Source organism: Dyadobacter sp. LHD-138 (assembly GCF_030929615.1).
Classification (GTDB): domain Bacteria; phylum Bacteroidota; class Bacteroidia; order Cytophagales; family Spirosomataceae; genus Dyadobacter.
Map to the genome: position 1 here is coordinate 78,018 of NZ_JAVFVU010000032.1, position 17,738 is coordinate 95,755.

General features: G+C 43.5%; 16 protein-coding genes and 1 tRNA gene. 9 read left to right on the forward strand and 8 right to left on the reverse strand.

All coding sequences use genetic code 11. From position 1 onward, the window contains the following. Positions 1-120: 120 nt before the first annotated feature. Together RB622_RS22180 and RB622_RS22185 are read right to left on the reverse strand one after the other, a co-directional pair. Complete coding sequence (locus RB622_RS22180; RefSeq protein ID WP_308048887.1) at positions 121-858, reverse strand: LytTR family DNA-binding domain-containing protein; 738 nt, start codon at positions 856-858, stop codon at positions 121-123. Between the two features lie 14 nt (positions 859-872). Then, positions 873-1,931, reverse strand: coding sequence for a histidine kinase (locus tag RB622_RS22185; RefSeq protein WP_308048871.1), 1,059 nt, complete (start codon positions 1,929-1,931; stop codon positions 873-875). Between the two features lie 332 nt (positions 1,932-2,263). Between RB622_RS22185 and RB622_RS22190 the strand changes: the two genes are divergently transcribed. After that, positions 2,264-2,878 carry a sigma-70 family RNA polymerase sigma factor gene (locus RB622_RS22190; protein WP_308048872.1) on the forward strand — a complete coding sequence of 205 codons (615 nt, stop codon included), beginning with the start codon at positions 2,264-2,266 and terminating at the stop codon, positions 2,876-2,878. Positions 2,879-3,069: 191 nt separating this feature from the next. Further along, entirely contained in the window at positions 3,070-3,321 is a 252-nt protein-coding gene (locus RB622_RS22195; RefSeq protein WP_308048873.1) for a hypothetical protein, read from the forward strand. Positions 3,322-3,497: 176 nt separating this feature from the next. On the opposite strand, the gene RB622_RS22200 is transcribed toward RB622_RS22195, so the two are convergent. From RB622_RS22200 to RB622_RS22215, 4 genes are all read right to left on the reverse strand, one after another. Then, positions 3,498-4,292: an MYG1 family protein gene (locus tag RB622_RS22200; RefSeq protein WP_308048874.1), complete on the reverse strand. Its 795-nt coding sequence runs from the start codon at positions 4,290-4,292 to the stop codon at positions 3,498-3,500. Between the two features lie 101 nt (positions 4,293-4,393). Next, on the reverse strand, positions 4,394-4,822 hold the full coding sequence (locus RB622_RS22205) for a DUF3995 domain-containing protein (RefSeq protein ID WP_308048875.1): 429 nt from the start codon (positions 4,820-4,822) through the stop codon (positions 4,394-4,396). Positions 4,823-4,874: 52 nt separating this feature from the next. Beyond that, positions 4,875-6,278 carry an exonuclease domain-containing protein gene (locus tag RB622_RS22210; RefSeq protein WP_308048876.1) on the reverse strand — a complete coding sequence of 468 codons (1,404 nt, stop codon included), beginning with the start codon at positions 6,276-6,278 and terminating at the stop codon, positions 4,875-4,877. A gap of 69 nt (positions 6,279-6,347) precedes the next feature. Then, positions 6,348-6,770: a hypothetical protein gene (locus RB622_RS22215; protein WP_308048877.1), complete on the reverse strand. Its 423-nt coding sequence runs from the start codon at positions 6,768-6,770 to the stop codon at positions 6,348-6,350. A 686-nt stretch (positions 6,771-7,456) separates the two neighbouring features. Between RB622_RS22215 and RB622_RS22220 the strand changes: the two genes are divergently transcribed. Beyond that, entirely contained in the window at positions 7,457-8,326 is an 870-nt protein-coding gene (locus tag RB622_RS22220) for an AraC family transcriptional regulator (protein ID WP_308048878.1), read from the forward strand. 99 nt (positions 8,327-8,425) lie between these two features. Then, positions 8,426-9,817 (forward strand): FAD-dependent oxidoreductase, encoded by a 1,392-nt coding sequence (locus RB622_RS22225; RefSeq protein WP_308048879.1) that lies wholly within the window; start codon positions 8,426-8,428, stop codon positions 9,815-9,817. Positions 9,818-9,869: 52 nt separating this feature from the next. Here the strand turns inward: RB622_RS22225 and RB622_RS22230 are convergent, their stop codons facing one another. Then, positions 9,870-11,609 (reverse strand): patatin-like phospholipase family protein, encoded by a 1,740-nt coding sequence (locus tag RB622_RS22230; RefSeq protein WP_308048880.1) that lies wholly within the window; start codon positions 11,607-11,609, stop codon positions 9,870-9,872. A 300-nt stretch (positions 11,610-11,909) separates the two neighbouring features. Here RB622_RS22230 and RB622_RS22235 point away from each other — a divergent pair, with 300 nt between their 5' ends. The 5 genes from RB622_RS22235 (at position 11,910) to RB622_RS22255 (ending at position 17,042) form a co-directional block, all read left to right on the forward strand. Further along, positions 11,910-12,368 carry a hypothetical protein gene (locus tag RB622_RS22235; protein ID WP_308048881.1) on the forward strand — a complete coding sequence of 153 codons (459 nt, stop codon included), beginning with the start codon at positions 11,910-11,912 and terminating at the stop codon, positions 12,366-12,368. A gap of 478 nt (positions 12,369-12,846) precedes the next feature. Next, complete coding sequence (locus RB622_RS22240; RefSeq protein ID WP_308048882.1) at positions 12,847-13,662, forward strand: N-acetylmuramoyl-L-alanine amidase; 816 nt, start codon at positions 12,847-12,849, stop codon at positions 13,660-13,662. Between the two features lie 141 nt (positions 13,663-13,803). Next, positions 13,804-15,057: an MFS transporter gene (locus tag RB622_RS22245; protein ID WP_308048883.1), complete on the forward strand. Its 1,254-nt coding sequence runs from the start codon at positions 13,804-13,806 to the stop codon at positions 15,055-15,057. Between the two features lie 393 nt (positions 15,058-15,450). Then, a tRNA-Lys gene (locus tag RB622_RS22250) sits at positions 15,451-15,523 on the forward strand. Positions 15,524-15,749: 226 nt separating this feature from the next. Next, positions 15,750-17,042, forward strand: a complete 1,293-nt coding sequence (locus RB622_RS22255) for a site-specific integrase (protein WP_308048884.1) — start codon at positions 15,750-15,752, stop codon at positions 17,040-17,042. Positions 17,043-17,346: 304 nt separating this feature from the next. Here RB622_RS22255 and RB622_RS22260 read toward each other — a convergent pair whose 3' ends face one another. Next, a complete protein-coding gene (locus RB622_RS22260; protein ID WP_308048885.1) occupies positions 17,347-17,682 on the reverse strand; it encodes a helix-turn-helix domain-containing protein in 336 nt (111 codons plus the stop codon). Between the last annotated feature and the right edge of the window lie 56 nt (positions 17,683-17,738).

Here is a 17,738-nt window from a genome sequence, read left to right on the forward strand (position 1 = left end):
AAGTAGAGGAAAGTGGTGATGAGACTGATTAATGGGAAGGCCGGTAGGAAAATAGCCAAAGTGAAAAGACGAAGAGTGAGGGAGTCAGCGCGGATTGTATCGGATTAATGCAGGCAATCGCTAGCTCCATCGCGAAAGAAGCTCTTTAAATGCGTCTCTGTAAAGGTCCCCAACGGAAATATCCAGATTCCCGATATGTACCGCATTCTTGCTGATCGAATCAATTTTATTAACGGCCACGATAAACGAGCGGTGTATGCGTAAGAATTTTCCGGATGGGAGTTTTTCTTCAATCGCTTTCAGACTGCTTAGGGACATGACTGGTTTTCCATCACCTGCAAGATGGATTTTGACATAATCTTTCAAAGACTCAATGTATAAAATCGAGTCGAAGTCTATCCTGACCAGTTTATAATCGGCTTTGACAAACAGATAATTTTCTGTGGTTTCCACCGGTTCCGACGGCGTGTTGTTTTCCTGAATAAGCTCAAAATAATTCTTTGCTTTCAGAGCCGCACTCAGGAACTCTTCATAACCGAAAGGCTTTAAGAGGTAACCCATAGCATCAACCTTGTAACCTTCCACGGCAAACTGATTGTAAGCCGTTGTGAAAATAATCTTGGTTTGGGAAGCAGCAGCACCATGATTCAGGACGCGGGCAAGCTCCATGCCATTCAGATCAGGCATTTGTATATCCAGAAAAACCAAATGTATCGTCTCGCTGTGAATGGCTTGTAATGCCTGTACCGCGTTTCCGAACCGTCCCGCCAGATGAAGAAAGGGCGTTTGTTCAACAAATGCGCTCACAAGGCCCAATGCAAGCGGCTCGTCGTCAACGGTGATGCAGTTTAATTTTATCATGGGATTAAATTTTATAGCAAATTGACACGTAAGGTAACCAGATACGTGTTTTGATCTGAGTTTTCTTCGATAATTAACGTATGTTTTTCCGGGTAGAGCAGGTCCAGCCTCCGTTGTGTATTGACCAGACCGATCCCGCCACTCTCCATGTTTAACGCATCTTTGTCACGGAAAATATTGTTGAGCACGCTGAGTGTCAGCAAACCTTCCTGAACCTGAAGATCGATACGGATCGTTGCTTTTTGCATGACACTGATGCCATGTTTAAAGGCATTTTCTATGAATGGCAGCAAGAGCATCGGCACCATCGCATAATCCTGATCGGTTTTGACTTCATCGAAAATAATCGTCGTACTGCTTTGCACCCGAAGTTTCATCAGCTCGATGTAATCCTTAACGAACGATATTTCCTGGCTCAGCAAGGCTGTATCCTGCTGGGTTTCGTATAGCAGGTACCGCATCATGCGTGAAAGTTTCAGGATAGCGTCCCTGGAAACGGGCACATCGGTATAGGTTAAAGCGTAAATGTTGTTGAGTGTATTAAAAAAGAAGTGCGGGTTAATCTGTGCTTTTAACAATGCCAGTTCTGACGTAATATTTTGTTTTTCAACCGATTCCCTAATTTGAGCATCTTTTTGCCACCGGTGTATCACCGCCAGACTTGTGCTTACGCCGAGCACAAGCAGGGAGGTCATGAGCAGCAATCCATCGATCACCCCTTTATGTCTGGGGCGGGGGCGTCGCATTACCGCATCCATTTGCTCGCGGACATGGAGCTGCAAATCAACAAATTTGCTTATCAGCAGCAGTGCAATGACCGAGCACAGAATCCAGAGAATAAAAGCCGGGACTTTGTTTTTTAACAGAAAAGAAGGCACCATGTAGAGCATATTGGCATAAAATAATCCAGCCAAAATGCCAATGTTAAGGGTTTGTTTTGCCCAAAAAGAAAATGGAAGTTTGACGCCCCAGGACAGCGGTTGATAGAACATCAGCACGAAACCGAGCAGCGCCCAGGCCAGAAAATGCACGGCAACAATGACCCACCTTTTTGATTTTTCCTTTTTCATCTGATTCAATTAGGCTGCAAGGATAAATGAAGTTGCGCTAACATCAAAAGACTTTCGACGTACCGGAAATATATCGGGTTACAGGCCCAAACTTTAACGGTCAACCGCCAATGCCGGGCGATGTTGTTTTTATTGGAAGTTATGGGCGTTTTATAGAGAAATTTTGGCTCTTCATCCCGACTTTCTGCCTTTGTATCGGTGCGGTTTTCTTTTGTAATCGGTTATTCCTCACTTTGTTTTGAGTTTTGACCTGTAAGCAGCCGGCGGAAAAATCAATTCGGTGTTTCTCCGCTAGCCCGGTTATAAAATGAAGATATCTAAAGATTGTTAGCATGATTTTGCCATTCGGAAATAATACAGCATTTGATGAAAACGACTTTGATGCCGTCGTGAGGGCGTGCATTGCGGGAAACAACCAGGCGCAGCGTTATTTGTACAAGAAGTTTTTCGGATACGCAAAAAGTATTTGTCTCCGTTATACTACTTCAAAAGAGGAGTCGGAAGAGGTGCTGAATGAAGGTTTTCTGAAGGTATTCAGGAATCTGGAAGGTTACGACAACAGGTATCCGTTTAAAGTCTGGCTGCGGACAATCATGGTGAATACCGCAATCAGTAATTTTCGTAAAAACAGGAAACATTCGGAAGAAAAAATTGCGCTGGAAGATGCACCCTATCTTGGTTTCGAAGAGGATATTGTAAGTCAGATCACGGCGGAAGAGATTCTGCAACTGATTCAGCACATCAAACCGGTTTACAAAAATGTATTCCTGTTGTATGTGGTTGACGGATATAACCACAGAGAGGTTGGTGAGCTTCTGGGGATTAACGAGGCCACGGTCCGCTCGCATTATGTGCGTGCGCGGGCGCTGTTACAGCATTTGATCAAACAAAACTATCCACATCTTTACCCGGGATACAGAACCGGCAAGGTCCTGGTTGAACAATAAAGGTTAAATGCTTTCGGGGATTTTTCGAGTGAATTATTTTTACAAAATGCTGCGCTTCATGATGAGATCCGCAGTAGGGATTTAGGCAGGGAACAATATGAATCCCGAGCAGCACCGTGATATTTTTTAGTTCTGCTCTCCTGCTTCTGGTTATCTTGCCAAATAATGTATAAGAATTTCAGTTTAAAGAAATGGATGAATCGTTTTTTATCGATGTAGAATACCTGGGCGAGGAGTTGGAATTTGAAGGAAGGCTGATCGTTTCAGGTTATCTTCATAAAATTGAAATGGATGTCGAAGGGATCAAGGTCTTTTTTGAGCCTGATGAGGAACGTAACTATCGCGCGCTGGTAAGTCTTGAAGAGGTACGGGAAGCGCGGTTAGACGCCGGATTATTGCAGGCAATTGCCGCTAGGCTTGAATCACTTTTGAAGGTAGGTTAATGCGTTAATTTAACAAAAGGTACCTTGCGGTAGATTGCCCGCAAGGTGTTGTTGTAAGTAGTAGTGAAAAATTAGTTTATAGGATTGATTTTCATAGTGAGCTATTAATCATTCGGTTACTGAGCTATTCGCATATGGCTAATTGCCAGCAGCTTATGTATTTAATTGTTTTTAACTTAAAGGGTCTGTGCAAAATCAACGACAACGGACTTGTCTTTTACGACGGCCATAAAGCCGGAAGCATGCCGGAAAACAAATCCGTCGAGATCCGCAATGTTTTCGGGGACTTTGGCGATGTTGGTATCCACGGTCTGTATTCGCCATCCGTTTGCATGGGGTAAAATGGCAAAAGTATGCTCTTTCTTTTCTTTCCAGACTGTGGAAAATTGCTCGAACACCGCCACGTTATTGTCAAGAATCATCCGGTCGTTATACTCCGCTTCCGATTTCGCCTTTTTTACCGATTTGTAAATCTCATTACGGATAATTTCCAACGCAAATGCAGCAGCTTTTTCAAACTGGCTGTATTGTAAATCTGCATCGGTCACTTCGCGGTTAAAGCCGCCTATCAGTCCGGACGTATTTCTGAAGCCTTTTGGTAAGGTAGCCCACAGATCAAAAATATTATCCCGGTTTGTATCCATCGCATCAATGGAAGCGATAAACCGGCTGAAGAAAACCTGTGCTTCCGCAGGACAGATCTCATCTTTGAAATGCTCATAAACCAGCCCGGCTGCTGAGCTGAGCTCCATATCCTGATGGTGATCAAAATTCAGTTTTGCCGGATCATAACTTCCGCCAACATCCAGAATGAGTGTACTGGAGTCAGCAACGGCATCGGCAAGTATTTGGGGATTTCTGGTGCGTATCAGTTCAAAATCGTATCCGGCATGGCGGAGAAGGGCAACTGCAATTACGTCATCCGCGTGAAACGAGGTGTCGTGGGTTATAACTTTGGAAAATGAGGTCATATTAAAAATAAAATTATCTTCAAATATAACGGCTTATTTCCGGATGCGCGGCTTATTTGCCTTGCGCCGATTGTGAGGTGTGCATCTGACAGCGCTGTTATTTAAAGATAAACGAAGAACAGCGCGAGGTGAAGCAAGGAGATAATTAAACATAAGGGTGTGAAAATCAGTGTGTCCCTTTTGGCGAAAATCGTTTTTCGATAACGTTTGGCAAATCCCACGTATTTAAAATCGCCGATGGCGCGCAGTAAAAAGAGGAGGCCGATTGCAGCAGTGGCATTGGTCAGGATTTGGTCAGGAAAGGGTTCGCTGACGAAGCCGGCAGAAGCCAGATCAATCCAGGCAAATAGCACAAGTATTCCCGCAACAGAGAAGATCGTTATAAATGCCGGACGAAATCTGCGCCGGCCATTGCTGTCGGTCGGAATAATCGCAAACGCTGCCCAGGTGCCGCCAAAAGCCCAGTAAATATGGACGACAGCAAGTGTAATGAAAATAATACTATTGATAAGCGATATGGCTGTGATCATGTGAGGTGGATTAGCATTCAACGTTTTTTGGGCTGGAACCTGACTAGCCTTATTAAGGTATCTCCTGAAAAGTAGTCATTTCCTGCATGAGTCGCTTTACTTTTAGCGGGTATTTTTCCGCGTAACTGAAAATCAGTTGGTTCATGTAATGGTTCGAGACGCAGGGTTGTAGTACTTCTTTTATATCGGTCAGCCTGGTCAGATCCGCATGATTGCTGACATAACCGATCCTTGATAATTGGCCTTTTTCAACCCAGATGCAGCTGTTTTCGTCGGCGTTTCTGCCGGTATCCACGATGATGAAGCTGGGCAGGTTTTCGGTAAATTTTGTCAACGCATTTTCTACCAGTGCATTGTAATCTTCGGGATTCAGGAGCTGGATTTTGGTTGATAACTTCTGTATATCTTCTGACTCGCTGCTGAACAGCGGGTAACGGCCATAGGAACATCGCTCGGCAGAAAGACCAAAGTCGATCACGAGTTTGCGGAGCATTCTGATTCCATCCGATTCGCGGTTGAAAACATGGATGCAATCATGGTATTTTCCATGTTTTCCAATAGCCAGGCGCCTGTATCCGTGAAAATCTTCATAACTGTACAGCGCAAATTTTGGCTCCGGACTTTTCATGGCGCGGTTATACAAAGGCCAAAGCCGTTTAATTTCTGCCGCTTCCAGCAGCAGTGCCATCAGTTCGGTACCGCAGTTTTCGTAACGTATGGCGTAAATACTTCTGAGAAAATGCTGACGCTGGGGATTCGGATTGTGACCGGAAAAGTGTGACGCAACTCTTTTCTTAATATTTAATGCCTTGCCAACGTAAATTTCTTTACCAGCCATATCCTGAAAATAATAAACGCCGGGACAGGAGGGCAGATTGGTAAAATCTTCTTTGGGCAGGTTTGGCGGGAGCTGCTGTTCCTTCGAGGTTTTTTTGAGCATGGAGGCAATATGCCCGGAAGTATCCCATGCCAGGAGTTTTGAAAAAAGAATAGCCGTGGCGTCGGCGTCGCCGCCCGCCCTGTGTCGGTTTTCAATAAGGATGCCGAGTGCATCACATAATTTGCCAAGACTGTATGAAGCCAATCCCGGTTTGATTTTCCTGCTCAGCCGAACGGTACAGAGTTTTGGTGCATTTAATTCATAACCTGCTGCCTGCAAGTGATATTTTACAAAAGAGTAGTCGAAGTTGACATTGTGCGCGATAAAAATACGGTCTGAAAGCATTTGATAAATCTTGTCGGCAACTTCCTCAAATGCCGGACTATCGGCAACCATTTCGTCATCAATGCCGGTCAGGGCCTGGATAGACCAAGGAATTGGCCGACCCGGATTAATGAGCGTTTCGTACCGGTCAATAACCGAGGTGCCGTCATGAATCAAAATGGCGATTTCGGTTATCCCGCTGCCGGAAGCATATCCTCCGGTAGTTTCTATATCGACAATGGCATAATGCATCTTCGTAATTGAGGACTTTTAGTTAACGTTTTTTCGCGCCGGGGCGGGAGGATTTGTGTAAAGATTTTTTCAAAATACCTCCGACAATCCGGCAAAGCCGATATAATCAGAATAGATAAAGTCGGCAATGGCGTCGATCTGTCGTTTGCGCATTTTCTGCTGTTCCCACCGTGCCTGCTGAATGGTGTGCGTATCCTCCTCACTCAGAACAATCGTTTTTTCAGACAAAAGCACGTCTTTTCTCAAATCAAACTGTTGTAATTTGACCGTCAGCTTTTTAGCTTTCGGCCAGGTGGCAACCGTTCGGAAGTTAACCGGGACAACGACAACTTCGCCCGGTTTTTGAAATATAAAAGTCAAAATGGGCACGTCACACATGGTGTGGAGCTCAAAACGAATTACATCCGGTGTTTCCACTTTGCTTGCGGTATTATAGCAGCACAAACGGACAATAACATTTATTTTGTCAGGGATCAGTTTGATGTCTTCCATAGGATCATAATGTCGATTTTTTCAAAATTAACAGTTTTTTTACTGTGTGTAATTTGTTGACAATCAGTATTGATATTTATAGTATCATTAAATTGATTAACTAAGTATCAATAATAATAGAAAATTCAATGAATGACAAAAAAGAATTGATTTTCTTCAATCCTTATTCAAATTTGACCCGGGATATTGTTGCGCCAGGGTAAAGGGCGGCGCTGGAATTTCGTGGAGTGATTGAAATGATAAATGCTGTTGGGCGTAGTCTCCGGACTGCGCTACGGTTAACGAGATCCGGAGGCTACACGCAAGGAAAGAATATTTACAGGCAAACTTTTGTCCCCCCGGTATTGCTTTTAATGCAACTTCCAATTTTCGTTTGAAGGAAAACGTTAAAAGTACGCGTTACACGATTTGATGAAGATCAATGTTGCTGACTACAATTTCAAAGCAAATAAGTCCAAGGCTATTACAACCGGTTTTATCGCACGTTTAATAAATAAACTGAGCCGTTTGAAAACTTGCCCCTCAGCGTCAATTTTTTTGATCCTCACAGCAAAGAGTTAGTTAAATAAAAGGTTTATTTTTGATTTAAAGATTCTGAAAAACAGAAGTTTATGGAATATTGACAGCCGACAGCATAGCGGAACTTCTCAGACTTATATTCATTACCTGATCTAATATTTAAGGCTATGATGAATGGATATGAATTTCTGAAATATAAACCTGAGACCTGTAAGCAATTCAGCTGCAAAGGGATAACTTTTGTATATGATGATGGTCTGCAGGCGGTGAAACGCGTTGATATTTTCACACACTATAATATTATTGCTTTCATTGTCAATGGAGAAAAAATAATCCATTGTCCGGGCAAGTCCTGGTTGCTGACAGCGGGTAACTGTTACTTTTTTAAAAAGGGTGCCTACAATCAGGCGCTTTATCTGCATGAAGGTTGGCGTTCCATGAATATTTATATTCCTGACGCATATCTCCGGGAGCTTATTGGCGACTATTTAAGGTGCGGCAAGGTGCAAACGATGGGCGGACATGCCATCGACCAGGTTATTCAGCTGGATATCAATGAAATTTCAGGGGGGGGTCAGGAACTGATGTTTTCGGCTTTTTCCGGCAAACCGATACCCGCAGAGGATGTCCTTGAACAACAGTTTCGTCAGCTGATTTTTTCGATATTTGGCAATCGTAAAAACCAACAACTGGTTTCCTATCTGAAGAAACTTGCGGAGCAGCATAAGACTTCGCTTTTTGAAGTGATGGAAGCAAATTATATGTACAATCTGTCGCTGACGGAGTATGCCAGGATCGCGAATCGCAGTCTTGCCACGTTTAAGCGGGAGTTTAGAAGGCTGTTTTACACGACGCCTGCGAAATGGCTTATGGACAGAAGACTGGATTTTGCCCAGCTGATGCTTGATACCACCGGAAAAAATATTGGCCAGATTATGTCCGAAAGCGGATTTGAGAACAGTTCTCATTTTAGCAGGGTATTTAAAGAGAAATTTGGGGCATCACCTTTGAACTACCGAAAAGAGAAAACGCACTAACCTTCACCCAGCAATACATGTTGCCGATGTTTTATCGGGCAAAAAATACTTTATACGATTTGTTGTGTCTATCACTTATCCCAGAGACTCTGCATATTTATGGAAACAAACAGCTTTGCCCAGACCTATCCCCGTTTTGGGGGTAAAATTATTACTGCTCAGAAACCTGAGTATGAGACTGCCCGGAAAGTTCACAACGGCATGATCGACAAATATCCTGATCTGATTGTGCAGTGCCAGGATGCTGAGGACGTTGCCATGGCGGTTAACTACGCACGAAAACACAAACTGCTGCTGGCGGTCAAAGGGGGAGGGCATAACGGTGCCGGCCTGGGTATGTGCGATGGCGGGATGGTGATTGATATGTCGCTGATGAGAAATGTCACGGTACATCCCGAAAAAAATACGGTCCTTGTCGAAGGCGGATGCACGCTTGGCGACCTGGATACGGCTACACACGCTTTCGGATTAGCCGTTCCAAGCGGCATTAACTCAACCACGGGAATAGGCGGGCTGACGCTTGGCGGAGGTCTTGGTCATTTGACGCGTCGTTGTGGCCTGACCATCGATAATCTGCTTGAAGCCAATATTGTGCTGGCTGACGGGCGGTTGGTGAAAGCTTCGGCTACCGAGAACGAAGATTTGTTTTGGGCAATACGCGGTGGTGGAGGCAATTTTGGAGTCGTTGTTTCATTCTTGTTCAGGACGCATCCAATCAGCACTGTGTATGGCGGCCCGATGTTTTGGAATATGAGTGAGGCCAAAGAACTGATGCTTTGGTATCAGACTTTTATCAAACAGGCGCCAGACGAAATTAACGGCTTTTTTGCGTTCCATCAAATACCGCCGGACCCCAACATGTTTCCTGAGGAGTTTCATTTGGAAACGATGTGCGGAATTGTATGGTGTCATTCCGGTGATCCGGAAAAAGCAGAAGCATTCTTTCAGGAGTTCAGACAAAATAAAAAGCCAGCGATTGATCTGGTTGGGCCTTTGCCCGTTCCCGTGATACAAACATTGTTCGACGGACTTTTTCTGCCGGGTTATCAATGGTATTGGAAAGGGGATTTCGTGAAAACGCTGACCGAGGAGGTTATTGATATCCACATCAAACATGCGTGGAAAATTCCCAATTTCTTCTCGGGAATGCACCTTTATCCGATCAATGGGGCAGCGTCAAGGGTTGGGAAAGATGAAACCGCCTGGAATTACCGGGACGCTACCTGGGCAATGGTGATCGCCGGTGTTGACCCGGATGTGAATAACAAAGATCGGATCATCAACTTTTCAAGGGATTACTGGACCGAACTTCATCCGTATACAGAAGGCGGTTCGTATGTTAATTTTATGATGGAAGAAGGGGAAGATCGTATTAAGTCGACCTATGGTAAAAATTACCATAGACTGGTTGATATCAAAGGGAAGTATGATCCGGACAATTTGTTCCGGGTGAATCAAAATATCAAACCGCAGGCAAAAATGACGTTTTGAAAAGTATCCGCGGGCATTAATCTGAACAAAGATGATCTCCGCGGATCTAATGTCAATGTGCGTTTTGTCTGTCTTCATGGTAAAGGAAAACCGGGTCCTTTTTTAAGTGTTCCCAGTCTTTCTTACAGTCTTCGTATAACTGTCGAATATCAGTTTGTACACCCATTTCAAGATTTTCAAAACCGTTTTCAGGCGTAAAAATCAGTTTTTCCAGATACCTGAGCATATTATAACACATCGTCAACTGACCGGTAGCTACAAGTTTTTCCAGTAGCTTACGAACTTTTTGTGGCTCGGTAAACCATAAAGTTGTACCGAAACCAGACGCCTCATCAACAACTTTTTCTATTTCTTTCCCTATGGCACTATCATAATTTCCCGAAAAAATACCGGGATTTTCCGGGCCTGATACCGATTGTTTGTTTTTAATTTCGGTTGCTGTTTTTCGAAAGTTCTTACGGGTCAGATCTTTGATCAGTGTTGATATTCGTCGGTGTTCATACCGGTTGTCTTCATACAATCTGTTATAATTCAGGCTTCTGACCACTTTTAGAAACACATTCAGCAGCAGCGTTCCCAAAGATCTCAGACGGTTTGTCAGCAGTGGTTCAAGGCGGTGCACCGACAATTCTTCTATTTTCAAAGCCTTTATTTTTTCCTGATAAAACGGCGGTATTACCTCGGTGATTTTTCCGGTCAGCCAGGATTCCGTTTTTCGAATTTGCTTCAACAACAGGAATTTTGAAAGCATAACCAGCAGTACCATCACGGATAAGCCAAGACATAGGCCCGTGCCGATATTATTTGCATATTTCCATAAAAAGGGAAGTAACAGCAAAAAAAGCAGGGAGCCTGTCAGGATATAATTTACCATTTTGCAGATGGTGGAGAATTTCTCTCGAAGTCTTTTTAGCGTAAAGCGCCTGAATCCCAATTTATCTTTTTTTTCAAGCGGTTTGTACTCCCTGATCGCAGGCGAGGCCACGTCCGAGATAATCACCAGATCAAAGTAGGGAAGATCGTTGTCTTTTTTATAGTTGAGAATGCTTTCAATTCCCTGGTTATCATAAATACCACCATCCATTACACCGATAGGCCCTATGCCTTGCGCAGTATTTTTATTTCTCAGTATTTGCAGGTTAACTCCCTTGTCATGGACAAAGTCATCCGGCCAAAGCATGGGTTCGAAGCCAGCGGGAAAACAGCTGGAAGCTGCCATCACGTCGGATAGTTTTACCTCCTGTAATTGTTTCTTAGGAATTCTGGTCCAAAAATTGCCCGCATATCCTGTCGAATCAGGATTTTTGAATCGAAAATTGATCGCATTTTTAAATTCGGTACTGTTAAAAATCACTTCCTTTACATGAGAGGAGCCCATGCCGGCCAGATCCTGCATCACTTTTCCATTGGTGAAATGTGCGTCGTACGCCTCGGCAAAAGCGTTGATCAGGTTTTTACTTTTGCTGGTATTTTTCAGGTCCTGATCCGGATTTAATTTTTCAATACCGGTTTTTACCAGGTCCAGCGTTTCGAGTTTATCCAGCAGGAAATTGAATATTTCTCCGAAGGACCGTTTATCCTTTTTCATCAAAGCATATACAACACCCGTAATCGTTCCGCCTGAAACGGTTGAAAGCATCTCTACGTTTTCGAGCAACGGGTTTCCCTGGAATTGTATTCTGTTGAGATATGACATGGAACCCAGATGAAAGGATGCCGCGCGATAGCCGCCGCCGGAACAGCTCAGTGCAATTTTTTTCAGCGGTTGGTCAGGCAAACGTGTTTTTTCCATGGTTGAATTTATTAATGCGAAGTAACCGGAAAACCTGGTCATTTCCTTGGAATGTCATCGCAAAATAATTGTAGTATAAAAGATACTATTATACATTTTCGCTCTGTTAAAAGGGCTATTGTGTGAATGGGGAAAGAAAGGATTACTGTTGTTTTTTGTTTGAAACAACTCACTTATCTTTACCGTTGTCAGAAAAACAATGTATTGACTTAAAAGCCGATAAGCTATGCTTACGGACCTGTATTCCTTGCAATGCTTAGAGATAAATAATTTCCTAAACCAACCTGATTTACATTACAGATGAACTTAAAATTGCTTTCCGCGAGCCTTCTGATTACATTTTCCGGCTGTAACGAGAATAAAAAAACAACTACCGAAACAAACGCACCGTCGATTGTGGGTACCTGGGAACTGGTATCCGCCAAAATTATTACCCAAGGCGATACAGCGGTGACTTTTCCGGTCAAAGACCAGAAGATGCTTAAAATTTTCAGCACTGAAAGCTTTGCTTTTTTCAAACATGATATCAACAAAGGCACTGGCGACACGGCTGTTTTTGAATCAGGTGCCGGAACGTATACTTTAAAAGGTGAAGATTACGCCGAACATCTGGAGTTTTGCAATTACAGAGGCTGGGAAAACCAGGATTTCAAGTTTAAACTTCGTTTGAAAAAGGATACCCTCATCCAGCGTGGTGTTGAAAAAATTGACAGCCTGAACATTGATCGGGAGATTGTTGAGACTTATGTGAAAAGATAAATCAGCTCGATAACTTTTTTGAATTTTGGCCAGTCGCCTACCAATCAAAACGATATTTCAGATCATCCACGCTTTTCAAAGACGCTTAAATGTTAATGTAAGGGCCAAAATCATTCCTAGTTCAGAGTTTTTTCTACTCTTAATAAGAAATTGTTTGCAAAAACACAACTTTATTATAAATTTGCTCCCATGCACATTTAATTGTGTGTAGAGGAGGGTAAGACTTATAAGAATTCCGGGCTTCCGGGATTCTTTTTTTGTATCAACTGCTTTGTGTGTTTGCAATAGAATTCTCGCTATGGCAAGCAGTTTAAGTAATTCAAAGTAAGTAGTAGTGAAAAATAGTTTATGTTATTGATTTTTATAATAAGCTATTAATCATCCGGTTATTGAGTTAATCGCATATAACTACTTATCAGCAGCTACTTAACTTAATTTCAATACCTTATATTCTTTTAATATGTGTATGTTGGTCAACATGGCAAAAATATTTCCCCTGGTTTTCGTTTTATTGTTTGCCGTTGGTTGCAAAACTTCCAGATATGCGAAGAGCGATAAGGTTTATAAGAATCTGGCAAAAGGTTATGCAAAGCTTATCGAAGCCGCTCCTCCGATACATCAGGGTATAGATTCATTGCAACAGGGGCCACAGCTTTGGGTAGGCACTGTGAACTTCGGGATTCGCCGTGCGAATTTTGTTATCATGCATCACACGGCGCAGGATTCCGTGGCGCAAACACTTATGACGTTTACGACGCCGAGGACGCAGGTGAGTGCACATTATGTCGTTGGCCGGGATGGCAAAGTTTATCAGATGGTGAATGATTATCTCAGGGCGCAACATGCCGGAGAGTCTCGCTGGGGCAACAGTTCGGATATCAATTCCTCATCGATTGGCATTGAACTGGACAATAACGGCAACGAACCTTATTCTGACCAGCAAATACAAAGCCTCTGTGTGATCCTGGCGACGTTGAAAAAGAGGTACAACATCCCGGCGTCCAATTTTATCGGGCATGCCGATATTGCGCCGACAAGAAAACCGGATCCCAACAATTTTCCATGGAAGGTTCTGGCGGAAAAAGGGTTTGGTTTGTGGTATGACGAAGTTTTGGAAACGCCTCCGGTCACTTTTGATCCTGTGATCGCTTTAAGAATTATCGGTTATGATGTCCGCAATATCGACGCGGCGGTTGTTGCATTCAAACGGCATTTTATTCAAACTGATATTACACCCGCGCTGACGGAATGGGATAAGTCTGTATTGTTTAATCTGTACAGGAAGTACCTGTAATGGTTGGATTACAGATGTGGTTTTTCCTTGAAACGCTCAATTTGTGATAAAACCAGCATGTTATTTCGGTTGGGTAGGGGGTAATACAGTCGCATCGCTGTCTTTGTAAGAAGATAGTATTGGTTTGAATTTAAAGATGCAATGAAAGAACAGCTGGCTCCTGCCCGGTGGTACCGTATCATACCGATTGTTTTTATTACGTATAGTCTGGCTTATCTCGACCGGGCCAATTTTGGTTTTGCCGTGGCCGGGGGGATGGCAGAGGATCTTAATATTACAAAAAGTACTTCGTCTTTGCTGGGATCCCTGTTTTTTCTGGGGTATTTCTTTTTCCAGATTCCGGGAGCGCACTACGCGTCTCATAAAAGTGCTAAAAAGCTGATTTTTATATCTCTGATCCTGTGGGGAGCGCTTGCGGCCGCTACGGGTATGGTGAGTAATGTGACCTCGCTGGTCGTGATCCGGTTTATGCTTGGTGTTGTAGAGAGCGCTGTGATGCCTTCGATGCTGATTTTATTAAGTCAGTGGTTTACGAGAAAAGAGCGGTCAAGGGCGAATACATTCCTGATTTTGGGAAATCCGGTGACTGTTCTTTGGATGTCGGTATTGTCGGGGTACCTGATCGACTCTATGGGTTGGCGTTGGATGTTTATCATTCAAGGAGCTCCGGGCATAGTCTGGGCGTTTATTTGGTGGAAAATGATCGATGAAAAACCCAGCGACGCACACTGGCTGGCAGTGGAGGAAAAGGAAGCTGTCGAGGAGCTTTTGCAGGCAGAGCAAGTGGGTATAAAACCTGTGAAAAATTATGCTGAGGCTTTTAAATCCCCTGCCGTGATCCTGTTGTGTTTTCAATATTTGTTATGGAGTTTGGGTGTGTACGGTTTCGTGATGTGGCTGCCTTCGATCATAAAATCCGCTCCTGATATGGATATTGTAACAACCGGCTGGCTTTCTGCGGTACCCTATATTCTGGCGATTGGAGGCATGCTTTCCGCATCTTATTTTTCTGACAAGAGTTTAAACAGGAGAGTTTTCATCTGGCCCTTTCTTTTGATTGCATCAATTGCATTTTTTGCAGCATACTTGCTTGGAACTACACATTTTTGGATTTCATTTGGTTTGCTTGTCATCGCAGGCGGCGCTCTTTATACACCATATGGACCGTTTTTTGCAGTAATAACCGAGATTTTGCCAAAGAATGTGGTGGGAGGGGCGCTTGGATTAATTAACAGCATAGGAGCGCTCGGGTCTTTTATAGGATCTTATCTGGTCGGTTATCTGAATGGAAGCACCGGAGGATTCGAATCGTCGTACATTTTAATGTCGATTGCCTTATTGGGTGCAACGATCCTGACTATTGTTGTGGTAAAGTCTCCTGAGCAAGCCAGATAATAACTGCCAAAGCCAAGGATTAAGGCACTTTCTTTGATTTTATACGAAGGAGCAGATGTTGTTGAAAAATATTTTCATTTTTTTGTTGACTCAATCTTCTCGTAAATAGAAAGTTAGTAACTGATAGAAAATAAAGTTTAAAATTAGTATCACAATAAATTTGGAACGTAAATCTAATTTTATAATTTTGCATCACAATTGAGGGACACGGTAACACGGCGAAACAAAAATTGGTCATTCTAAAAGGTTGTTAGTCCGAAAAATAGCCACTGAAAAGTAAATTTTAGTTTGAAAATATATCCTTAGGGATAACAGGATAGAAAGCCTCTGGCAGTTAGGTTAAACTATTTTTAAGGCAATCAAACGGAATTGTCGACATTAAACAGCCGATATGATTCCGTAGCTCAGCTGGTAGAGCAATACACTTTTAATGTATGGGTCCTGGGTTCGAATCCCAGCGGGATCACAAAAGGCACACGAAAGTGTGCCTTTCTTGTTTAAAATGCATTGATTTTCAGCACATTTAACAAAAAAGCAGGTTATTCTGAATCAAGATAAATCAAACCATTCGGTCACCTATTCGGTCACCGTTTTGATTTGGTAAATTAGGTGACCGAATGAATGTTTGATTGAGGCGATTTGATTTAAGGTTCTCCCGGAACATTTATTTCTAACCTTAAAATGTGTTGAAGATGAAATTCAAACAAAATCTATCCCTGCTGCTGTGGCTCTACCGGGGAAAAGCATCCAAAGACGGCAAAGCGCCGATCTATCTGCGCATTACGATTGATGGACTTGACACGGACATTTCGTTGGGCCAGAAAATCCATCCAGATTTCTGGGATGGAGAAGCCAAACAGGTTAGGAGCAGCGGACTCGAAGCGAAAATGATCAACCAGAAGATCATGCAAGCGCAGACAGACCTTCAAAGGCACTTTATGATGCTGCAAGCCCAGTTTGACCGGGTTACACCAGCGATGCTAAAAAATGTTTACCTGGGCGTGCCTGCCATGCAAGAAAAGAAGACCTTAGGGCAAACCCCTCAACCGGGCAGCACACTGCTGAATGCTTTTGATGAATTTATCGCCACCTTTGAGAAGAAGGCGGAGAAGGGGCTACGTTCCAGCGGGACGCTCAGGCACTGGCGCTCAACCCGAAAAAAGGTAGAGGCCTTCATCGCCTACCGTTACCACCGCCGTGATCTGGACTTTTCTGAGATTGATCACTTGTTTGCAGACGAATTCTATGATTATCTCACCTTGCACAAACAGCAACCGCTTTCGGAGGTAACCGCAAAGAAGCAGGTTAAATGGACACGGCAGATCGTCAAGATTGGTGTGAAGAAAAAAGTGATTGCCAGTAATCCACTGGAAGGATTTATCTGCTCGGGTGGAAACAAGGAAGTGCAGCCGTTGGAGCTGCTGGAAGTGGAGGCGATTTATCAGAAAGAACTTTCGATCGACCGTATTGCTGAGGTAAGGGATGCCTTCATCTTTCAATGTTTTACAGGCTTTGCCTATCAGGATATGTATAATCTGAGCCCGGACAATATTATCCGGGTGGGTAGGGCAGGTGAGAAGTGGCTGATCAAGGACCGGGGCAAAACGGATGTAACGGAAATGGTGCCGATTCTTCCGATCGTTCAAGAGCTGATCGACAAGTACAAAAACCACTCGTACTGCAAAATCAATAACCGGTTGATCCCGGTAAACAGCAACTACCGTTACAATGTATATCTGAAAGAACTGGCGGTGATCTGCGGAATCCGCAGGGAGCTCAACACGCATTTGGCCCGTCACACGTTTGCAGACATGATGCTGAATAGCGGTGTGCCACTGGAAGACGTGGGTAAAATGTTGGGGCACCGTAATATTCGGACGACACAGCGGTATGCGCGTGTCCGTAAAAACCGGATCAGCGAAAATATGGCCAAGGCGAAAGGGAAGCTCTTTACCAAATCAGGCAAACTGAAAGCCGTTGCTTAAAAAGAAACCCACTGCTGTCAAAAAATCAGCGGTGGGTTTAAACTAAAACTCTGGGTAATTACCAATATAATGATTGTAAATTTACTGAATACCGATATGGTCTTTTACCTGTTCCATATCCACTGCCATGCGCATCGTTTCCAGTCCGCGATTAATTTGGCTTCTGGATTGAGCCAGCTTTTTTCTGAGTAGTGCTGGTAGAAGTGCCGAGCAGTGTTCTCACAGTGACCAGCCTGGATAAAATAGATCTGCACTTGTTTTCGGCTTGGCGGCACCTGCGCACCCAAGCCATTTAAAGCTAACTTCATCTGTTAATTGAATTTTTAGCAGCCGGTGTCTTGTTACTTTCAAACATCTTGATGATGTCTTCCCGGTCATAGTAGATAACTCCGCCAAGCCGCATGAAGGCTAGCTTTCGGCTCGCCCGCAGCATATGCAACTTACCAGGCGAGATATCCAGCATTTTTCTGACTTCACTGGATTTTATCCATTTCTTAGCAGGAAGTCCCTGGTCACTTATAATCATCTTCCGGATTGCGTCAAGCATGTCTGCCTTGAAATTATCAAGGTCGGATGCTGTGACAAGCTGGTCTTTGAACATGACATCTCTTTTCTCACTTTCCTTTCCCTTCGTCGTCATTTTCTTACACTTTTAATGATTGAATAAATTGAGCTTTTCTCTCAAACGAGGCATGG